This window comes from Arthrobacter sp. Soil736 (assembly GCF_001428005.1).
Classification (GTDB): Bacteria; Actinomycetota; Actinomycetes; order Actinomycetales; family Micrococcaceae; genus Arthrobacter.
In genome coordinates this window covers 119,521-133,032 of the sequence record NZ_LMSB01000012.1, presented here as the reverse complement: position 1 = coordinate 133,032, position 13,512 = coordinate 119,521, and the positions used below count along the sequence as shown (strand labels likewise).

At 63.6% G+C, this 13,512-nt stretch carries 18 protein-coding genes and 1 pseudogene; 11 read left to right on the top strand and 8 right to left on the bottom strand.

Features of this window, described 5'->3' with window-relative positions; genetic code table 11:
• Positions 1–2 precede the first annotated feature (2 nt).
• Together ASG92_RS09020 and ASG92_RS09015 are read right to left on the bottom strand one after the other, a co-directional pair.
• Positions 3–803 carry a putative hydro-lyase gene (locus tag ASG92_RS09020; protein WP_082579403.1) on the bottom strand — a complete coding sequence of 267 codons (801 nt, stop codon included), beginning with the start codon at positions 801–803 and terminating at the stop codon, positions 3–5.
• Complete coding sequence (locus ASG92_RS09015; RefSeq protein WP_056627397.1) at positions 800–2,161, bottom strand: MFS transporter; 1,362 nt, start codon at positions 2,159–2,161, stop codon at positions 800–802. The genes ASG92_RS09020 and ASG92_RS09015 overlap by 4 nt, the downstream gene beginning before the upstream one ends.
• A gap of 445 nt (positions 2,162–2,606) precedes the next feature.
• Here ASG92_RS09015 and ASG92_RS09010 point away from each other — a divergent pair.
• Positions 2,607–3,660, top strand: a pseudogene (locus tag ASG92_RS09010) (IS630 family transposase).
• A gap of 9 nt (positions 3,661–3,669) precedes the next feature.
• Here ASG92_RS09010 and ASG92_RS09005 read toward each other — a convergent pair.
• Together ASG92_RS09005 and ASG92_RS09000 are read right to left on the bottom strand one after the other, a co-directional pair.
• Positions 3,670–4,404 carry a GntR family transcriptional regulator gene (locus ASG92_RS09005; RefSeq protein WP_082579402.1) on the bottom strand — a complete coding sequence of 245 codons (735 nt, stop codon included), beginning with the start codon at positions 4,402–4,404 and terminating at the stop codon, positions 3,670–3,672.
• A 72-nt stretch (positions 4,405–4,476) separates the two neighbouring features.
• Complete coding sequence (locus ASG92_RS09000; protein ID WP_056626936.1) at positions 4,477–4,671, bottom strand: hypothetical protein; 195 nt, start codon at positions 4,669–4,671, stop codon at positions 4,477–4,479.
• Between the two features lie 120 nt (positions 4,672–4,791).
• On the opposite strand from ASG92_RS09000, the gene ASG92_RS08995 reads away from it, so the two are divergent.
• The 4 genes from ASG92_RS08995 (at position 4,792) to ASG92_RS08980 (ending at position 7,751) form a co-directional block, all read left to right on the top strand.
• Positions 4,792–5,241, top strand: coding sequence for a hypothetical protein (locus ASG92_RS08995; protein ID WP_157372159.1), 450 nt, complete (start codon positions 4,792–4,794; stop codon positions 5,239–5,241).
• Positions 5,242–5,286: 45 nt separating this feature from the next.
• Positions 5,287–6,186, top strand: coding sequence for a diacylglycerol kinase family protein (locus ASG92_RS08990; RefSeq protein WP_056626931.1), 900 nt, complete (start codon positions 5,287–5,289; stop codon positions 6,184–6,186).
• A 115-nt stretch (positions 6,187–6,301) separates the two neighbouring features.
• On the top strand, positions 6,302–6,910 hold the full coding sequence (locus tag ASG92_RS08985; protein ID WP_056626930.1) for a hypothetical protein: 609 nt from the start codon (positions 6,302–6,304) through the stop codon (positions 6,908–6,910).
• A gap of 22 nt (positions 6,911–6,932) precedes the next feature.
• Positions 6,933–7,751: an alpha/beta hydrolase gene (locus ASG92_RS08980; protein ID WP_056626929.1), complete on the top strand. Its 819-nt coding sequence runs from the start codon at positions 6,933–6,935 to the stop codon at positions 7,749–7,751.
• Between the two features lie 60 nt (positions 7,752–7,811).
• Here the strand turns inward: ASG92_RS08980 and ASG92_RS08975 are convergent, their stop codons facing one another.
• On the bottom strand, positions 7,812–8,138 hold the full coding sequence (locus tag ASG92_RS08975) for an AzlD domain-containing protein (protein ID WP_056626928.1): 327 nt from the start codon (positions 8,136–8,138) through the stop codon (positions 7,812–7,814).
• Positions 8,131–8,838 (bottom strand): AzlC family ABC transporter permease, encoded by a 708-nt coding sequence (locus ASG92_RS08970; RefSeq protein ID WP_056626927.1) that lies wholly within the window; start codon positions 8,836–8,838, stop codon positions 8,131–8,133. Before ASG92_RS08970 ends, ASG92_RS08975 begins: the two co-directional genes overlap by 8 nt.
• A gap of 7 nt (positions 8,839–8,845) precedes the next feature.
• On the opposite strand from ASG92_RS08970, the gene ASG92_RS08965 reads away from it, so the two are divergent.
• The gene (locus ASG92_RS08965) at positions 8,846–9,226 is read left to right on the top strand and encodes an Lrp/AsnC family transcriptional regulator (protein ID WP_240987064.1); all 381 of its coding nucleotides are present in this window, start codon (positions 8,846–8,848) and stop codon (positions 9,224–9,226) included.
• A gap of 39 nt (positions 9,227–9,265) precedes the next feature.
• Here ASG92_RS08965 and ASG92_RS08960 read toward each other — a convergent pair whose 3' ends face one another.
• On the bottom strand, positions 9,266–9,853 hold the full coding sequence (locus tag ASG92_RS08960) for a DM13 domain-containing protein (RefSeq protein ID WP_200951942.1): 588 nt from the start codon (positions 9,851–9,853) through the stop codon (positions 9,266–9,268).
• 132 nt (positions 9,854–9,985) lie between these two features.
• Here ASG92_RS08960 and ASG92_RS29205 point away from each other — a divergent pair, with 132 nt between their 5' ends.
• From ASG92_RS29205 to ASG92_RS08940, 3 genes are all read left to right on the top strand, one after another.
• Positions 9,986–10,255 carry a hypothetical protein gene (locus ASG92_RS29205; RefSeq protein WP_056626926.1) on the top strand — a complete coding sequence of 90 codons (270 nt, stop codon included), beginning with the start codon at positions 9,986–9,988 and terminating at the stop codon, positions 10,253–10,255.
• Positions 10,256–10,490: 235 nt separating this feature from the next.
• Positions 10,491–10,808: a hypothetical protein gene (locus ASG92_RS08945; protein ID WP_056626924.1), complete on the top strand. Its 318-nt coding sequence runs from the start codon at positions 10,491–10,493 to the stop codon at positions 10,806–10,808.
• 264 nt (positions 10,809–11,072) lie between these two features.
• A complete protein-coding gene (locus ASG92_RS08940; protein ID WP_056626923.1) occupies positions 11,073–11,444 on the top strand; it encodes a VOC family protein in 372 nt (123 codons plus the stop codon).
• A 36-nt stretch (positions 11,445–11,480) separates the two neighbouring features.
• Here the strand turns inward: ASG92_RS08940 and ASG92_RS08935 are convergent, their stop codons facing one another.
• Positions 11,481–11,792 (bottom strand): hypothetical protein, encoded by a 312-nt coding sequence (locus ASG92_RS08935; protein WP_056626922.1) that lies wholly within the window; start codon positions 11,790–11,792, stop codon positions 11,481–11,483.
• Positions 11,793–12,152: 360 nt separating this feature from the next.
• On the opposite strand from ASG92_RS08935, the gene ASG92_RS08930 reads away from it, so the two are divergent.
• Together ASG92_RS08930 and ASG92_RS08925 are read left to right on the top strand one after the other, a co-directional pair.
• On the top strand, positions 12,153–12,980 hold the full coding sequence (locus ASG92_RS08930; RefSeq protein WP_056626921.1) for a phosphatase PAP2 family protein: 828 nt from the start codon (positions 12,153–12,155) through the stop codon (positions 12,978–12,980).
• Between the two features lie 182 nt (positions 12,981–13,162).
• A complete protein-coding gene (locus tag ASG92_RS08925) occupies positions 13,163–13,504 on the top strand; it encodes a sigma-70 family RNA polymerase sigma factor (RefSeq protein WP_240987063.1) in 342 nt (113 codons plus the stop codon).
• Positions 13,505–13,512: the final 8 nt, after the last annotated feature.

The window sequence follows — 13,512 nt, the reverse complement described above, 5'->3', positions numbered from 1 at the left end:
GGCTATTCATCTCCCGCTGATTCCCGGTAGCTGCTTTCGGGAACATCAGTGATGAACATGTGCCCGGGCGCATGGCTGATCGCGAACGGGGGCCGGGACGCCATCACTGCGCTCTGAGGTGTCACGCCGCAGGCCCAGAAAACGGGCACTTCCCCCGGCCGGATCTCCACGGCATCTCCGAAGTCGGGGCGGTTGATGTCGGCGATACCCAATTCCTCGGGTGTTCCGACATGAACCGGGGCGCCGTGGACCTTCGGCACCTGTGAGGTGACCCTGATGGCCGTCTCGACCATCTCGGCCGGCATCGGGCGCATGGAGACAACCATGGGGCCGTGAATGCGTCCCGCAGGGGTGCATTCCACATTTGTCCGGTACATGGGAACGTTGCGGCCGGTTTCGGTGTGGCGAAGCGGGATGCCCTCGCTGGCAAGTGCGGCCTCAAATGTGAAGCTGCAGCCAATGAGCACGGCCACCATGTCGTCGCGCCAGAACGACGCAACGTTAGGGACTTCGTCGGCGAGGACGCCGTCCTTCCACAGGCGGTACGCAGGAATGTCGCTGCGGATATCAGAGCCGGCCGCCAGGGCACTTTCGTAGCTGCCCGCGGGGATGATGTCGATGACGGGGCAGGCCTTTGGGTTGAGCCGGCAGAACTCGATGAATTCCTCGGCGTAGTCGGCGGGCACTGCGATGAGGTTCGCCTGGGTGAAGCCGTCGCTCCATCCGGATGTGGGTACGACGAGGCCGTTGCGGAACTGCCGGCGCGCTTCGGACGGTGCCACAAGGGAGTTCGGCCGGTTCATCGCGTGCCGCTCTCCACGAGTTCACCGGGGGCCTGCAGGTATTCCTCGTCCTCGGCGACATTGGAGTCCCTGCCGAGCGCGAGGCCGACCAGGGTCAGCAGGCACGCGACGCTGAGGTAGATTGCGACCGGGACCCAGCTGTGGAAGGTGCTCTGCAGCAGGGTGAACATGAACGGCGCGATGGCGCCGCCGATGATTCCCGCGAAGGTGTAGGCCAGCGAGCTGCCGGTAGACCGGAGCCGCGGCGAGAACTGCTCAACAACGAAGGCTGCCTGCGGCCCGTACATGAAGGAGTGGCAGAGCAGGCCCAGGACCGTGCCCACGATCAGCATGACCGGCGAACGTCCTTCGAGGACGATGAAGAACAGGAACCCCCACACCGCGGCCGCCGCAGCGGCGATGCCGTAGACGAGCCGGCGGTTGATGCGGTCAGAGATGTGGCCGGCGAGCGGCATGGTGAAGAGCTGGAGTGCCGAACCGATGAGTACGGCCACGAGCACCTGGCCGCGGTCGAAGCCAAGCTGCTGAATGCCGTAGGTGAGTGTAAAAACTGTGCAAAGGGCGTAGGTGACGTCCGGGCCGATCCGGCTGAGCATGGCGGCCAGGAGGGGACGGCGTTGGGTGGTGAGGACTTCCCTAATCGGGGCCTTGGGCTTGTCTCCCCTGGCCTCCATGGCCTTGAAGATGGGGGTGTCTTCGAGCTTGAGTCGGATCCAGAGGCCGAAAGCTACCAGCAGGGCTGAGATCAGGAACGCAATTCTCCAGCCGTAATCGAGGAATGCTTCCTCCGACAGGGCCAGCGTCAGCACGGCAAGCGCACCGTTGGCCATCAGGTTGCCGGCGGGCGGGCCGATCTGCGCCGCCGACGCCCAGAAGCCGCGGCGGTTCGGGTCACCGAATTCGCTGGAGAGCAGAACCGCGCCGCCCCATTCGCCGCCGACGCCCACGCCCTGTGCGAACCGCAGGAACACAAGGATGGCCGGTGCGAGGATGCCGATGTTGCCATAAGTGGGCAGCAGGCCGATGAGGAAGGTCGCGACGCCGATCAGCATCAGCGTGATTACCAGGATCTTCTTGCGGCCGATCTCATCCCCGAGCCGGCCGAAGATAATGCCGCCGACCGGGCGGGAAATGTATCCCACGGCGTACGTCGAGAAGGCGAGCAGGGTGCCCGTCACCGGGTCCGAGGCCGGGAAGAAGATGAGCGGGAACACGATCGCCGCGGCGGCGGAGTAGACGGCGAAGTCATAGAACTCAAGAGCAGTGCCTGTCAGGCTGGCGGCGAATGCCTTGTACATGCCCTTGCGCCCTACAGAGGGTGCCTGGGTCCCGGAGGCCACTACGGGTTGGTTGGCCATTTTTTCCTCCATGAAGAGTGTGGAATTCATCGGCTGGTGCGACGGATGATGCTTGCTGCTTGTTTGTCCGGGCCTGCGACGATGACAGGTGGGGCACAGAGGCAGTTTGTGTGAGGCTTGCCGCCAGCGTGGCCGGAAACCTAGCGTTGTGTTGAATTGTCGGATCGTTGAACAATTCATTCTTGTTGAACAATTTACGCGACGCAGGTCACACCGTCAAGGTTCGTCGAACATTTGCCGCGCGGGCAGGGAGGAACCCGGCGCGGACAGGCGGGATCAGGGGCTGGTCCCGGGCGCGCATGGAGGGACATCGCGCAGAGGATGCCGGCGGCCAGCCCCTGGACAGTCAGGGAAGTTCCTGAAGTAGCGGCGCCGGGCAACGCCGCAATTCCTGCTAGTGGTGTGTCTACAAAATAGTTAGTAATTTGCTTGTTAAGCTTGTGGTATGGCGAATGTTGCTCCTGCTTTGGTGGTCTCTGATTCTCAGCGCGCTCTGTTGGAGGCGCTTTCGAAGTCCCGGACGGCGTCGCACCGGGAGGTGCAGCGTGCCCAGGTGTTGCTGATGGCCTCCGAGGGGCTGGCGAGCGAGTGGATTGCCCGGGTCGCCGGGACGAGCCCGGCGACGGTGCGGTCCTGGCGGGCCCGGTTCGAGGCAGAAGGCCTGGCCCACCTGGGCGAGGTGCGTGCCGGGCGGGGCCGGAAGCCGGTCATTCCGCAGTCCACGATCGATGAGATCGTTGATCTGACCCGCAATTTCAGGCCCGAAGGGCAGACGCACTGGTCGGTGCGGACGATGGCCGCGAAGGTCGGGGTGTCCCCGGCGCAGGTGCAGCGGATCTGGGCGGCCAGGGGCTTGAAGCCGCATCGGGTGGATGCGTTCAAGCTCTCCAACGATCCGCGGTTTGAGGAAAAACTCATTGATGTCGTCGGCCTGTATCTGAACCCGCCGGAGAAGGCGATCGTGCTGTGCATGGATGAGAAGTCGTCCATCCAGGCGTTGGACCGCACCCAGCCGTCTCTGCCGATGAAGAAGGGCCGGGCGGAAACGATGACGCATGACTACAAACGCAACGGCACGACGACCTTGTTCGCGGCCTTGGACGTGGCGACCGGGAAAGTCATCGGTTCCTGCCTGCCCAAGCACCGGCACGAGGAATTCCTGGTGTTCCTGAAAACCATTAACAAGGAAGTCCCGCAGGGCCTGGGTGTCCACCTGATCCTGGACAACTACGCCACCCACAAGCACCCGGACGTGAAGGCGTGGCTGGCGAAAAATCCCCGGTTCCAGCTGCATTTCACCCCGACCTCGTCCTCGTGGCTGAACCTCGTCGAGCGCTGGTTCCGGGAGCTGACGGACAAGGCCCTGCGCCGTGGAGCGTTCCACTCGGTCCGTTCACAACACCGAACCCAAACCCCTGGTCTGGACCGCGACCGCAGACTCAATCCTCAAAAAAGTAGCCCGCGGCCGCGTCGCCCTCGAATCCATCAACCAAAACTGAGACACACCACTAGGAGGTGTGAACCGCGGTTTGGTGCTCTTCTGACCTGTCGAGGTAGGACAGCAGGCGTTCGGCAGCCAGTTCGGTGTCGCCGGCTTCGAGGGCTTTGCAGATCTGTTCGTTCTCTTCCAGATAGTCCTGGTAGAAGCCGCCGTCGACAGATGCCTTGTGGAAGAAAAGCCTCATCTCGGCGAGCACCTGCGACATGATGGTGTTTAGGCGCTCGCTGGACGCCATAGCCACGAGGGCGCCGTGGAAATGCTGGTTGGCGCTGCCGAGGCCTTCGCTGTCCCCCGCTGCGGCTGCGCGCTTTCCTTCCTCGACGGCCGCCCGCACGGACGCGATGCTTTCCGGGCTGCCGCCGCCGCGGACGGCGCTGACCTCGATGGCCCGCCGCACGGTGTAGACGTCATGTATGTCGTTGGCGCCCAGGCTGGCCACGAAGACACCGCGGTTGGGCTGACGGACAACAAGACGCTCGCTGGCAAGTTCGGCAAACGCCTCGCGCACGGTGTTGCGGGAAACGCCGAGCTCTTCGGAAAGGGCCTCCTCCTTGAGCTTCGTTCCTGGCAGCAGGGCGCCTTCCGCGATCTGGAGGCGCAGCTCAGTGGCGACGCGGGTCGCCACTGACGGAACCGCCACGCGCAGCCGGGATGTTCCGCCCGGCGATGCCGATCCGCCCTGAGGAACAGCCGCAGGTTCGTGGAAGCGGGAATTCCCGGCGTTCGGGTTCACAGATGCCATAACTCCGAATTTACACGAGCTTCACCACAATCCGATTGCTGAATCGTTGAACGTTCCCAAGTGGCTGGGCGCTTACTCCGTGGGTTTGTGCCGCGCTTCCTGCTGATGCTTCTCAAGCTTTTCTTCAGAATCCCTGCGACGCTGGCCCACGGTCCGTATCTGGCCGGTGGACGGCGCCGAATGTTCACCTTTGGCTTCGCCTTGCGCCTGCTTTTCCGCTGCGTCAGGGGCAGGCGGCTCAGGGCTGGAACCTGTATTTTCGCTCATACACAAATCCTCCCACCCGTGCGGCAGGGGGACCACAGCCTTCGCCGCCTGGGCAGGACGTCTGAAGCATGTTCGTAGCGCCGAGTTCCGTGTGTCGGAAACGGTGGGAAAATAGTGCATGTGAACGCAAATGTCTCATCCAGGGAACCGGTCGAGGACACTTCGCCGGAGTCAACGCTTCGGGTGTCATCCGTCGTTTCGGTTCCGCGCGAACTCTATTCGGGCACGGCGCCTGCCAGGTACATCGTCTCGGCCCGCTTCTCCCGAAGAGTCAATCCGGCCGAGTCCAAGATGATTCCGGGACCGGTCATCCACGAGCGTCTCGCGGAACAGGGCTATGGCCACGTCAGCCTCGGCATTGACGACCTGCGACTGGAAATCCGGAATACCAACCTGGAAGAACTGAAATCCGGATTGTCCACGCTGATCGGCTCTCTAGTCAGGGAGATTAGTGAACAGTCACGTCACGAGCGGGAGCAACGAAACGAAGATGCTCTGCTAAAAAGTCAGGCGGACGAAGCCCGCCGCAAGACCATTGACGCCTTGGCCCGCGACATTTCCTTCGACTAGACGTTCCAGGCCACCCCAACGTTGGCTAGTCGAAGGAATAACTCCATGGACGCTTCCTCGCCCCCGGTACCGTTTGACCGGATCATCTTGATTTATAACCCGGTCAGCAGCCGGAATCCTGCCCACCTGGCCGAGCAGCTGCGCGCTGAAGTGACCCGCCGCCTACCGAATATGCCCGTTCGTTTGGAGCCCAGCAAGTTCCCCGGCCACGCACGTGAACTCGCCCGGACGGCGGCGGCCTCGGGCCGACCCCTGATTGTGTCCGTCAGCGGCGACGGGGGGTATAACGAGGTTGTCAACGGGGTAATGGACGTAGCTGAAAGCCGCGCCGTCTGCGCGGTACTGGCAAGCGGAAATGCCAACGACCACCACCGCAGCACGCCTCGGATTCCGCTGATCGAAGCAATCATCCGGGGCGAGGTCAGTCGAATCGATCTGCTGCGGCTGACCCATGGCGTGGGAAAGGCTGCTTGGACGCACTACGCCCACTCATACATAGGCCTGGGACTGACACCGGCCATGGCCATCGGAATTGAGCGGGGCAACAAAGGAGCGCTGAAGGAGCTGATTTCTGTCGTACGCACTTTGACCCGGTTACAGCCGTTCGAAATCACCCGTGACGACGGGGCCCGTGCTGTGTTCGACAGCCTCATCCTGGCCAATGTCCCGGTCATGGCCAAGTACGGCAGAATCAGCGAGACCGGCCACCCTGACGACGGGCTGTTCGAGGTCATCATGCTGCCCCACGCCAGTAGGTGGCGGATGGCGCTCATGACACTTCGTGCCGTGACGATTGGGCTCGGCGTCCAACCCGGCGTCAGCCGCTACAGCTTCCGGACGATGGAATCCGTTCCCGTGCAGTTCGACGGCGAAGTGAAGACGCTGACGGCGGGCACGCCGGTGGTTGTGGAATCCGCACACCGCGCGCTCGCCACCCTCGGATAAACGGCCGACCCATCCCGAGGAGTTGGTCATGCCCGAGCTCCCGGCCGAATTCCCCGGACCGGAGGATAATTGCATCGAGAGTCAACGGTCAGCACGGGCAAGAGGGAGAGTCCGGATGCACATGGTTCCGCGCATCACGGTGGAGGTGCCGGTGCTCAGTGTTGGGTCCGGGACCGCGGACTACGAGAAACTGGGCAGCTACGTGCGCTCGCTGCGCAAGCAGCATGGCCTGCACATGACGCTGCTGCACATCGGGGTACTGGACGACTTCTCCCAAGATGTCTCGGAGTGGACCAAAGGCATCACGAGTCCCGCCACGGCCGCCAGCAGGACGTCGGCGTGGCTGCAGCGGCTGCCGGTGATGGGAGGCTTCTCGGGACAGGCCGAAAGGCTGATCGTCCTGGGCGGCGGCAGCGTATGCGGACTCGAAGTGGATGTGCCTCAGAGCGTGCGTGACTTTCAGGTCTCCCTCGTGCAGGCGCTGCACGAGCTGCTGGCCGAGCTGCTCGTTGACAACGCCGATGACTTTATTCTCAGCTCACGCGCTCTTGGCTTCAGGTACCCGCGCTGGACGCCCCACGTTGCCGTGGGAATTCCACAGTCGAGGCGCAGCGGCTCCTGGGAGATCCAGCCGGTAACGATCGATTTCGGTGCATCGCGCATAAGGAACCGCCAGCTCCTGCCGGCCATCGATGCCGAGGAGGGCATCCCTTCCGCTGATTGAGGGCGGGACCTACGCTGGTGATATGTCCCGACTTAGCGTCAACGGCGTGGATCTGTACTACGAGGAACGCGGCGAGGGGATCCCCATTTTGGGCGTGCACGGGACGCCCAGTTCAGCCGTGATGTGGGCGGATGCCGCCGAGGAACTCGCCCTGCATGGCCGGTGCATCATCTATGACCGCAGGGGCTTCCACCGCAGCGCTCCCCCGGCGCCGTTCGCCACTCTTGACCTGGTCGACCACGTCGACGACGCCGCGGGCGTCCTGGCCGCTCTGCACGCTGGCCCGGCAGTAGTGATCGGCCGCAGCACGGGCGGCCTCATCGCCATCGAGCTTGCCCGCCGGTTCCCAGACAAAGTAAAGGCGCTGGTGCTCCTGGAGCCGGCTTTGTTCACCATCGACCCGGAGGCCGACGCATGGGCCCGCAGCCTTCGCCTCAGGGTGCTGGAGCGCTCGGCCGGCCAGCCCGGGCTGGCCGCGGAGACTGTGATCCGGGAGTCCCTTGGCGACGCAACCTGGGAGTCGCTGCCGGAGGATCTCAGGGAGATGTTTGCCGGGACGGGGCACGCCGTCCTTGCCGAGATCAACGGCCACGGCATGGACCTCAGCGAGGACGCCCTGGAGCTGGACGAGGACAAACTGGAGGGGATCCGCAGGCCCACGCTCATAGTCTCCGCAGAGGAATCGCCCGAGGCGTGCCGGCTGGTGAACGCCCGGCTGTCAGGCGCCTTGCCGTTCACCCGGACGGTGCTCGTGACGGGCGGACACATCATCAACCCCGCCCATCCCGCGGTACTGGACTTCGTGGACGGCATCGCCGCAAGTAAGGACGCGTGGGCCTAGCCCGCTTAATACAGTGCCCCAACTGCTGGGGCGCTGCGCCGCGCGTCGCAAACTGCTGCGCTAGAAGAGGTTCTCCAGGACGACGTACGCGAGCGTTCCCAGCCCGACGCTGAGCAGCGTGCGCCTTCCGCCGAGGAGATGCGCGGCCGCGGTGACTGCCACAGCAACGGCCGCGGGGAGCGCGTTGCCCGAACCGGCCGTCAGGGTGGTGCGCAGCGTGGACACAGCGAGAATCCCCAGGATGCCGACGGGCATCCACACGGACAGCTTCCTGACCAGCACGGACTCCCTGAGTGTGCGCAGGGCGGCGAAAGGCAGCGCTCGCAGGGCCAGCGTGACAGTAAAGACGATCGCCAGCACGGCGAGGATGTACGGCGTTTCAGGCATTGAGGACTCCACGGCGCCGGTCCATGACGAACCGTACGATCAGCAGGACAAGGAAGATCACCAGGCCAACAAACAAAGACGCGTCCGGCGCCACGACGAGCGCGGTACCAAGGCTGAGTGCGGCCAGAAGCAGCGGAGGGACCTGCTTCCGTGTCCTGGCCGCATCGAGTGTCAGGGTGACAAACAGCACACAGAGGGCAAATTCCAAGCCCTCCACGTGAGCGGGCAGCAGGGCCGAGGCCCACACACCGGCCAACCCTCCTCCGACCCAGTAGGCCTGAAAGGCCAGCTGCATGCTGATCAGCCGCCAACCTGTCCAGTTCTCCTTGGAGGCAGCGGTGACGGCGTAGGCCTCGTCGATCATGGCGTACACGGAATACGCCTTCGCCACCGGGTTCTTCACGACATGCAGGGGGAACGAGAAGCTGTAGAAGACGTGCCGGAAGTTGACCAGGAACGTCGTCAGGGCGATGGTCGCCAGCGGGGTCACAGCCACCATCATCCCGATGAGAAGGAGCTCCAGCGACCCGGCGAAGCCGGCAACGGACAGGGCCGGCGCAACCCACCAGGGCAGCCCGGCCTGTACAACGAGCAGGCCGAAAGCGATGCCCAGCGGAAACATGCCCAGCCCGGCGGCCAGCGAATCACGAAGGCCGGCCGCGATCTCGCGGCGGGCCGAGCTGATGCGGGACGCCCGCATTCCCAACGTGAACCTGGCCGAACGTGTCCACCTGACGCCGGGACCGTGCCTGCGCAGGGTGCAGCGCCTGGAGCAGGAGAAAGTCATTCTCGGATACCGCGCGGTGGTCGACCCCACGGCCATGGGGCGCAGCTTTGAGGTGATCCTCGACGTCGAACTGACCGCGTTCGACCGCCAGAGCGTTCTCCGGTTTGAGGATGCCATGGCTGCCTTTGATGAGGTCGTCGAGATGCATCGCATGTTCGGATCACCGGACTACTTCGTGCGGATCGGGGTGCAGGACCTCCCCGCTTACGAAACGTTCCTCACCGAGCGGGTCCTGACGCTTCCCGGCATCCAGAAAGTCGTCTCCCGCTTCACGATGAAGACCATCAAATCGCCGCGTTGAAGTAGCCGGAAGCGCCTCCGGATTTTGTCCGCCAGTGGCTCAGAAGGTCAGCTGAGCCGCTCCGAATGACACGCTGAACTGAACGCACCAGAGATCAACGGACTTGTACTTTTTCAGATCAACCCCGGCCGGGATGGCGTAGACCTGATTGCCTTGGTTTCCCTTGATGAGGCCTAGGTCATGATGATCAGCACCACCAGCCGTAAACCAACCGCCCGTTCCCTCCACGACATCGGCAGCACTCAGCCAGACGTGCACATCCGGCCCGTTCGACGTGTCGAGATTCTCGAGGATCAGTAGCCGGTCGCCGTTTGGCTGCCCCAGGATCCGGACACTCCCCGACGTCGCGTGTTCGTGGCTGATCAAGGAACCTGCAGCAAGCTGGACCGGACCGGCAGGCGCCTGCCGCGTGGGCGCGGCGCCGGGTGGCGACGGGGCCTCTAATGATGCGGACGGCGAGGGTCGAGCAATATCGGAGGATGCAGCCACGGTCGGGATCTGTTCATCCACGCGCACGTCGATAAAGAGAAGCCACGGTTTGAACACCGCCAGCCCTATGGCGAGCAGGACGACGGCCACCCCCGCCACCACGATGGACCACAACCGCCTGCGACCACCGGCCTTCATGCCGAACACTCAGCACCCCGCAAAGTTCCGGAGACGAAGCCTGTTGTTATTTCCGCCCATGCAGCAATCGTCCGCGCTCCACCGGCTGACGGCAATGGCAGAAACTGCGCGAGGCCGCGATAGCCTGTCCGGATGCATCGAGATGATCGTCTTGCCCTCGTCCGGTCGGCCTATGACGTGGTCGCAGAGAGCTACGCGAGATTGCTGCCCGATGCCAGTTTCGAGGCGCCGGCCGATCGCGGCATGATCGAAGCGTTCGCCACTTACGTGATGGAAGGAAACGTCCGGTCAGTGGTCGACGCGGGCTGCGGCGCCGGCCGGATGACCCGGCTGCACCCCTCGATCTCCCCGGCGTATTTGCAGAGTTCTTCCGGGTCCTTGCTCCCGGCGGATACGCCTTGATCAGCTTCCAGGTGGGTGAAGGCTCTCGCCAGATATCTCGCGCCTATGGTCACGACGTGTCGATGGACGCCCAACTCTTCCCGCCAGCAGCCGTCATCGAAGACCTGGCCAATGCCGGCTTCACCATGGTTGCTCAGATGTCACGCGAACCCGGCCCCCGCGAGACGTCTCCCCAAGCAGTACTCCTCGCTCAGCGACCAGCGTAGGGCCGCTGGAATTGCGGGATAATGGGACTATGACCGATCAGGACCGGGACCTTTGGGACGAGTTCGACAGGCTCAAGCCCGCAGGCCCCGACCGCGTTGAGGGGTACCCCGGAGGAGAGCCTTTGGGCTTTGGCTTCCGGACAGGTGTGCGCAGTGCCAGGGTGGCTTTCGGGTTCGCCGTTTATGCGCTGGTCCTCGGAACCGTGCTCGTCCTCGTCGGTGCCATCGCCTTCATCGGCAGCGGCCAGTGGTTGTTGCTCGGATTGATGGTGCTGATCGAAGCGGTCTTCGTCTTTGCCTTCACCCGCCTGGCGGCCCAGGCGCGCAACCGGCGCTCCGCCCGGTAGCGGCGCAGCTGCGCCAGGCACGACGACGGCGGCAGCGAACCCCCGCGGGCTCCCTTGCCTGCGTGCCCTGCCGCCGGAGACAAATAGCTTGATTTGGGATGTCCTGGTGGCTGGTAGGAGTAAGTTCTGAGGCCACTGATCGGAAGGTCCCGGCAGCAGCCCAGTGAAGGGTGACCAGCGGGACAGAGCCCGCACCGGCGTCGGGCGTTTTCCCGGGCGAACCCCGAGCGCGAGACGCCGCTACTCCTGCAGAGTGGAGCAAACATGGAACTCGGCGCCTTCTCGCTCAGCCTTGCCGTCAAGGACATCGCTGCTTCAGCTGCGTTCTACGAAAAGCTTGGATTTAGCAGCCACGGGGGCGACATCACCCAGAACTGGCTGATCCTGAAGAACGGTGAGGCTGTCATAGGCCTCTTCCAAAGGATGTTTGAGAAGAACATGCTGACCTTTAACCCGGGTTGGAATCAGGACGCGCAGGCGCTTGAGTCATTCACCGATGTGCGCGATCTCCAGCGGCACCTGAAAGCCCAGGGCACGCAGTTCCTTTCGGAAGCAGACGAGGCGACGACGGGGCCTGCGAACTTTGTGGTGCTCGATCCGGACGGCAACCCGGTTCTCGTCGATCAGCACGTCTGATTTCCGCGGGCCACGGCCCCCACTACCGAGCCGGCGTCAGAGGCCGGTGTTTATGAGGGCTTCCTTCAACTGGTCAACCGTCGGCAGGCCGGCCACACCGTTCGGCGTCTGATAGATACGGCACGAGAGGTCGGAGGCCGGGTTCGCGCCCGGAAAAATATCCCTTCCGTCCACGCTGATAGTCGGGGAACCGGCGAACGGGGTTCCCTTTGTATCCTCTGCTGTCCGCATCTCCCGCATATGAACCGCAACCTTTCCCCACCCCAGGGCGGCGAGGGCGACTTCTGTGCGCTGGCAAGCCTCCGCGGAATTCGGACACCCCTCGAAATACAAGACTTCGATTCTCATGGTGCCATTGTCCTCCCGGCAGCCGGCTCCGGTTTCTCTCCGGGACCGTCCCGGTCCGGACCGCCGAGCGGTCGCACGCAAGGGCGGCAACCCGACCAGTCGTTTGAGGCCTCAGGTGAAGACGATTCGTTTGTCGGAGTCGATCTCCTGGATGGTCATGGGAAATTCGTTAGTGTTCACTAACGCATTCTGCAAGCCCGCGATTGGAACGCGGCCGGCACTTCGTCAGGTCCACATCAGGGGTGCCGTGTGCTTCAGGACTTTCCGCCGGTAGTTGTGCGCCTAGAACGCTGAACGAGCCATTAGGCTCTTGTTTACGGCTCAGCCTGATGATGGTCGATTTCGAGATGGGAACCAACGTTGAGTAAGGAACGACGCAGCCAGACCGACGAAGGTGTCGGCAGTGGACTGAATCAGGACCGCTTCGTCGGCGGCCGTGACCTCACCCGGGCGGACGACCGGCCCAACGGTGTCCTTGCCAGGGCGGTCCGAGGGAGCAGCGATTTCCTCGGCCCGCACGGGGCGCTGATCCTGACCCTTCTGCCGGGTGCTGCCATCGTCGCCGGAATGACCGCAGTCTTCGTCCGCGTCTGGGAATCCATGGTCGCAGCCGACGGAGTAGCCGAGCTGGACCACCCGGCGCTTGCCGCGGGAAAGAGTCTCCGCTCCCCCGCCTTTGATCTCTTCGTCACCGCCTACGCTTACATCGGCGACACCGTTGGCATGCTGGTTCTTGCCCTGACCGCCACGATAGCCCTGACGATCAAGCGGCGGTCTTGGACCCCCGTTATCCTCATCGTCATCGCAGGCACCGGTTCACTGCTCATGACCATCGCCGGCAAGCGGCTCATCGGCCGTACGCGCCCCGATCTCAACGATGCCGTGCCACCGTTCGACCATTCCGCCTCGTTTCCAAGCGGACACTCCCTGAACTCAGTGGTCATCGTCGGCATCATCGCCTACCTGATAGTTCTCCGGCTCCAGACGACCCTTAGCCGTTGGCTCACCGTGTCCGCGGCAACCGCCTTTGCCGCGACCATAGGCCTGAGCGGGGTTTACCTGGGACACCACTGGCTCACCGATGTCCTGGCGGCCTGGGCCCTCGGCGCGGCTTGGCTGGCACTGGTCATCACCTCCCACAACATCTACCTGACCGTGCGGAAGCAACGGTCCCTAACGCCCCTATGAACTGCAGTGCGTTAAGGAATGGCCAGGACACCCATCGTTCGTATCGGCTTGTGCGGCAACGCCCTGTTCAGAGAACGGCCAATTAGCCACGATTCAACCTTCTAAAGCGCCTGCCAGTCAAAAACTTACGGGGACCATTCGGACTTGTGTAACCTTTCGGGCCGTTCCCGACACTACAGGGCATGGGGAACGATGAGAATGATGATGACGGGCTGTGGTCCCGCAGCCTCCGGGGCGACGGCGAGGCGTTCGGGGCGTTGTACGACAGACACCGCGACCGGGTCTTTCGCCACGTGTACCGGCTCTCCGGGAATCATCACGATGCTGAAGACATCATGGCCGCAGCTTTCCTTGAACTCTGGCGGCGGCGGGCGAAGGTGCGGATCGTGCACGGATCAATTGTTCCCTGGCTGCTCGTCACAACCACGAACATGGCACGCAACAACGGCCGGGCAGCCCTGCGCTACCGCAGGCTGTTGGACTCCCTGCCGCGCACCGAAGAGTCCCCAAAACCGAACAAGTAGGGGCGGCT

Bases quoted from the DNA above. Each gene is read 5' to 3' on its own strand.
- ASG92_RS08935 (WP_056626922.1), bottom strand. From the start codon at position 11,792: ATGAGAATCGAAGTCTTGTATTTCGAGGGGTGTCCGAATTCCGCGGAG.
- ASG92_RS08970 (WP_056626927.1), bottom strand. From the start codon at position 8,838: ATGCGGGCGTCCCGCATCAGCTCGGCCCGCCGCGAGATCGCGGCCGGC.
- ASG92_RS09015 (WP_056627397.1), bottom strand. From the start codon at position 2,161: ATGGCCAACCAACCCGTAGTGGCCTCCGGGACCCAGGCACCCTCTGTA.
- ASG92_RS08980 (WP_056626929.1), top strand. From the start codon at position 6,933: ATGTCCCGACTTAGCGTCAACGGCGTGGATCTGTACTACGAGGAACGC.
- ASG92_RS08990 (WP_056626931.1), top strand. From the start codon at position 5,287: ATGGACGCTTCCTCGCCCCCGGTACCGTTTGACCGGATCATCTTGATT.
- ASG92_RS08945 (WP_056626924.1), top strand. From the start codon at position 10,491: ATGACCGATCAGGACCGGGACCTTTGGGACGAGTTCGACAGGCTCAAG.
- ASG92_RS08925 (WP_240987063.1), top strand. From the start codon at position 13,163: ATGGGGAACGATGAGAATGATGATGACGGGCTGTGGTCCCGCAGCCTC.
- ASG92_RS09020 (WP_082579403.1), bottom strand. From the start codon at position 803: ATGAACCGGCCGAACTCCCTTGTGGCACCGTCCGAAGCGCGCCGGCAG.
- ASG92_RS09000 (WP_056626936.1), bottom strand. From the start codon at position 4,671: ATGAGCGAAAATACAGGTTCCAGCCCTGAGCCGCCTGCCCCTGACGCA.
- ASG92_RS08975 (WP_056626928.1), bottom strand. From the start codon at position 8,138: ATGCCTGAAACGCCGTACATCCTCGCCGTGCTGGCGATCGTCTTTACT.
- ASG92_RS08960 (WP_200951942.1), bottom strand. From the start codon at position 9,853: ATGAAGGCCGGTGGTCGCAGGCGGTTGTGGTCCATCGTGGTGGCGGGG.
- ASG92_RS09005 (WP_082579402.1), bottom strand. From the start codon at position 4,404: ATGGCATCTGTGAACCCGAACGCCGGGAATTCCCGCTTCCACGAACCT.
- ASG92_RS29205 (WP_056626926.1), top strand. From the start codon at position 9,986: ATGCATCGAGATGATCGTCTTGCCCTCGTCCGGTCGGCCTATGACGTG.
- ASG92_RS08940 (WP_056626923.1), top strand. From the start codon at position 11,073: ATGGAACTCGGCGCCTTCTCGCTCAGCCTTGCCGTCAAGGACATCGCT.
- ASG92_RS08985 (WP_056626930.1), top strand. From the start codon at position 6,302: ATGCACATGGTTCCGCGCATCACGGTGGAGGTGCCGGTGCTCAGTGTT.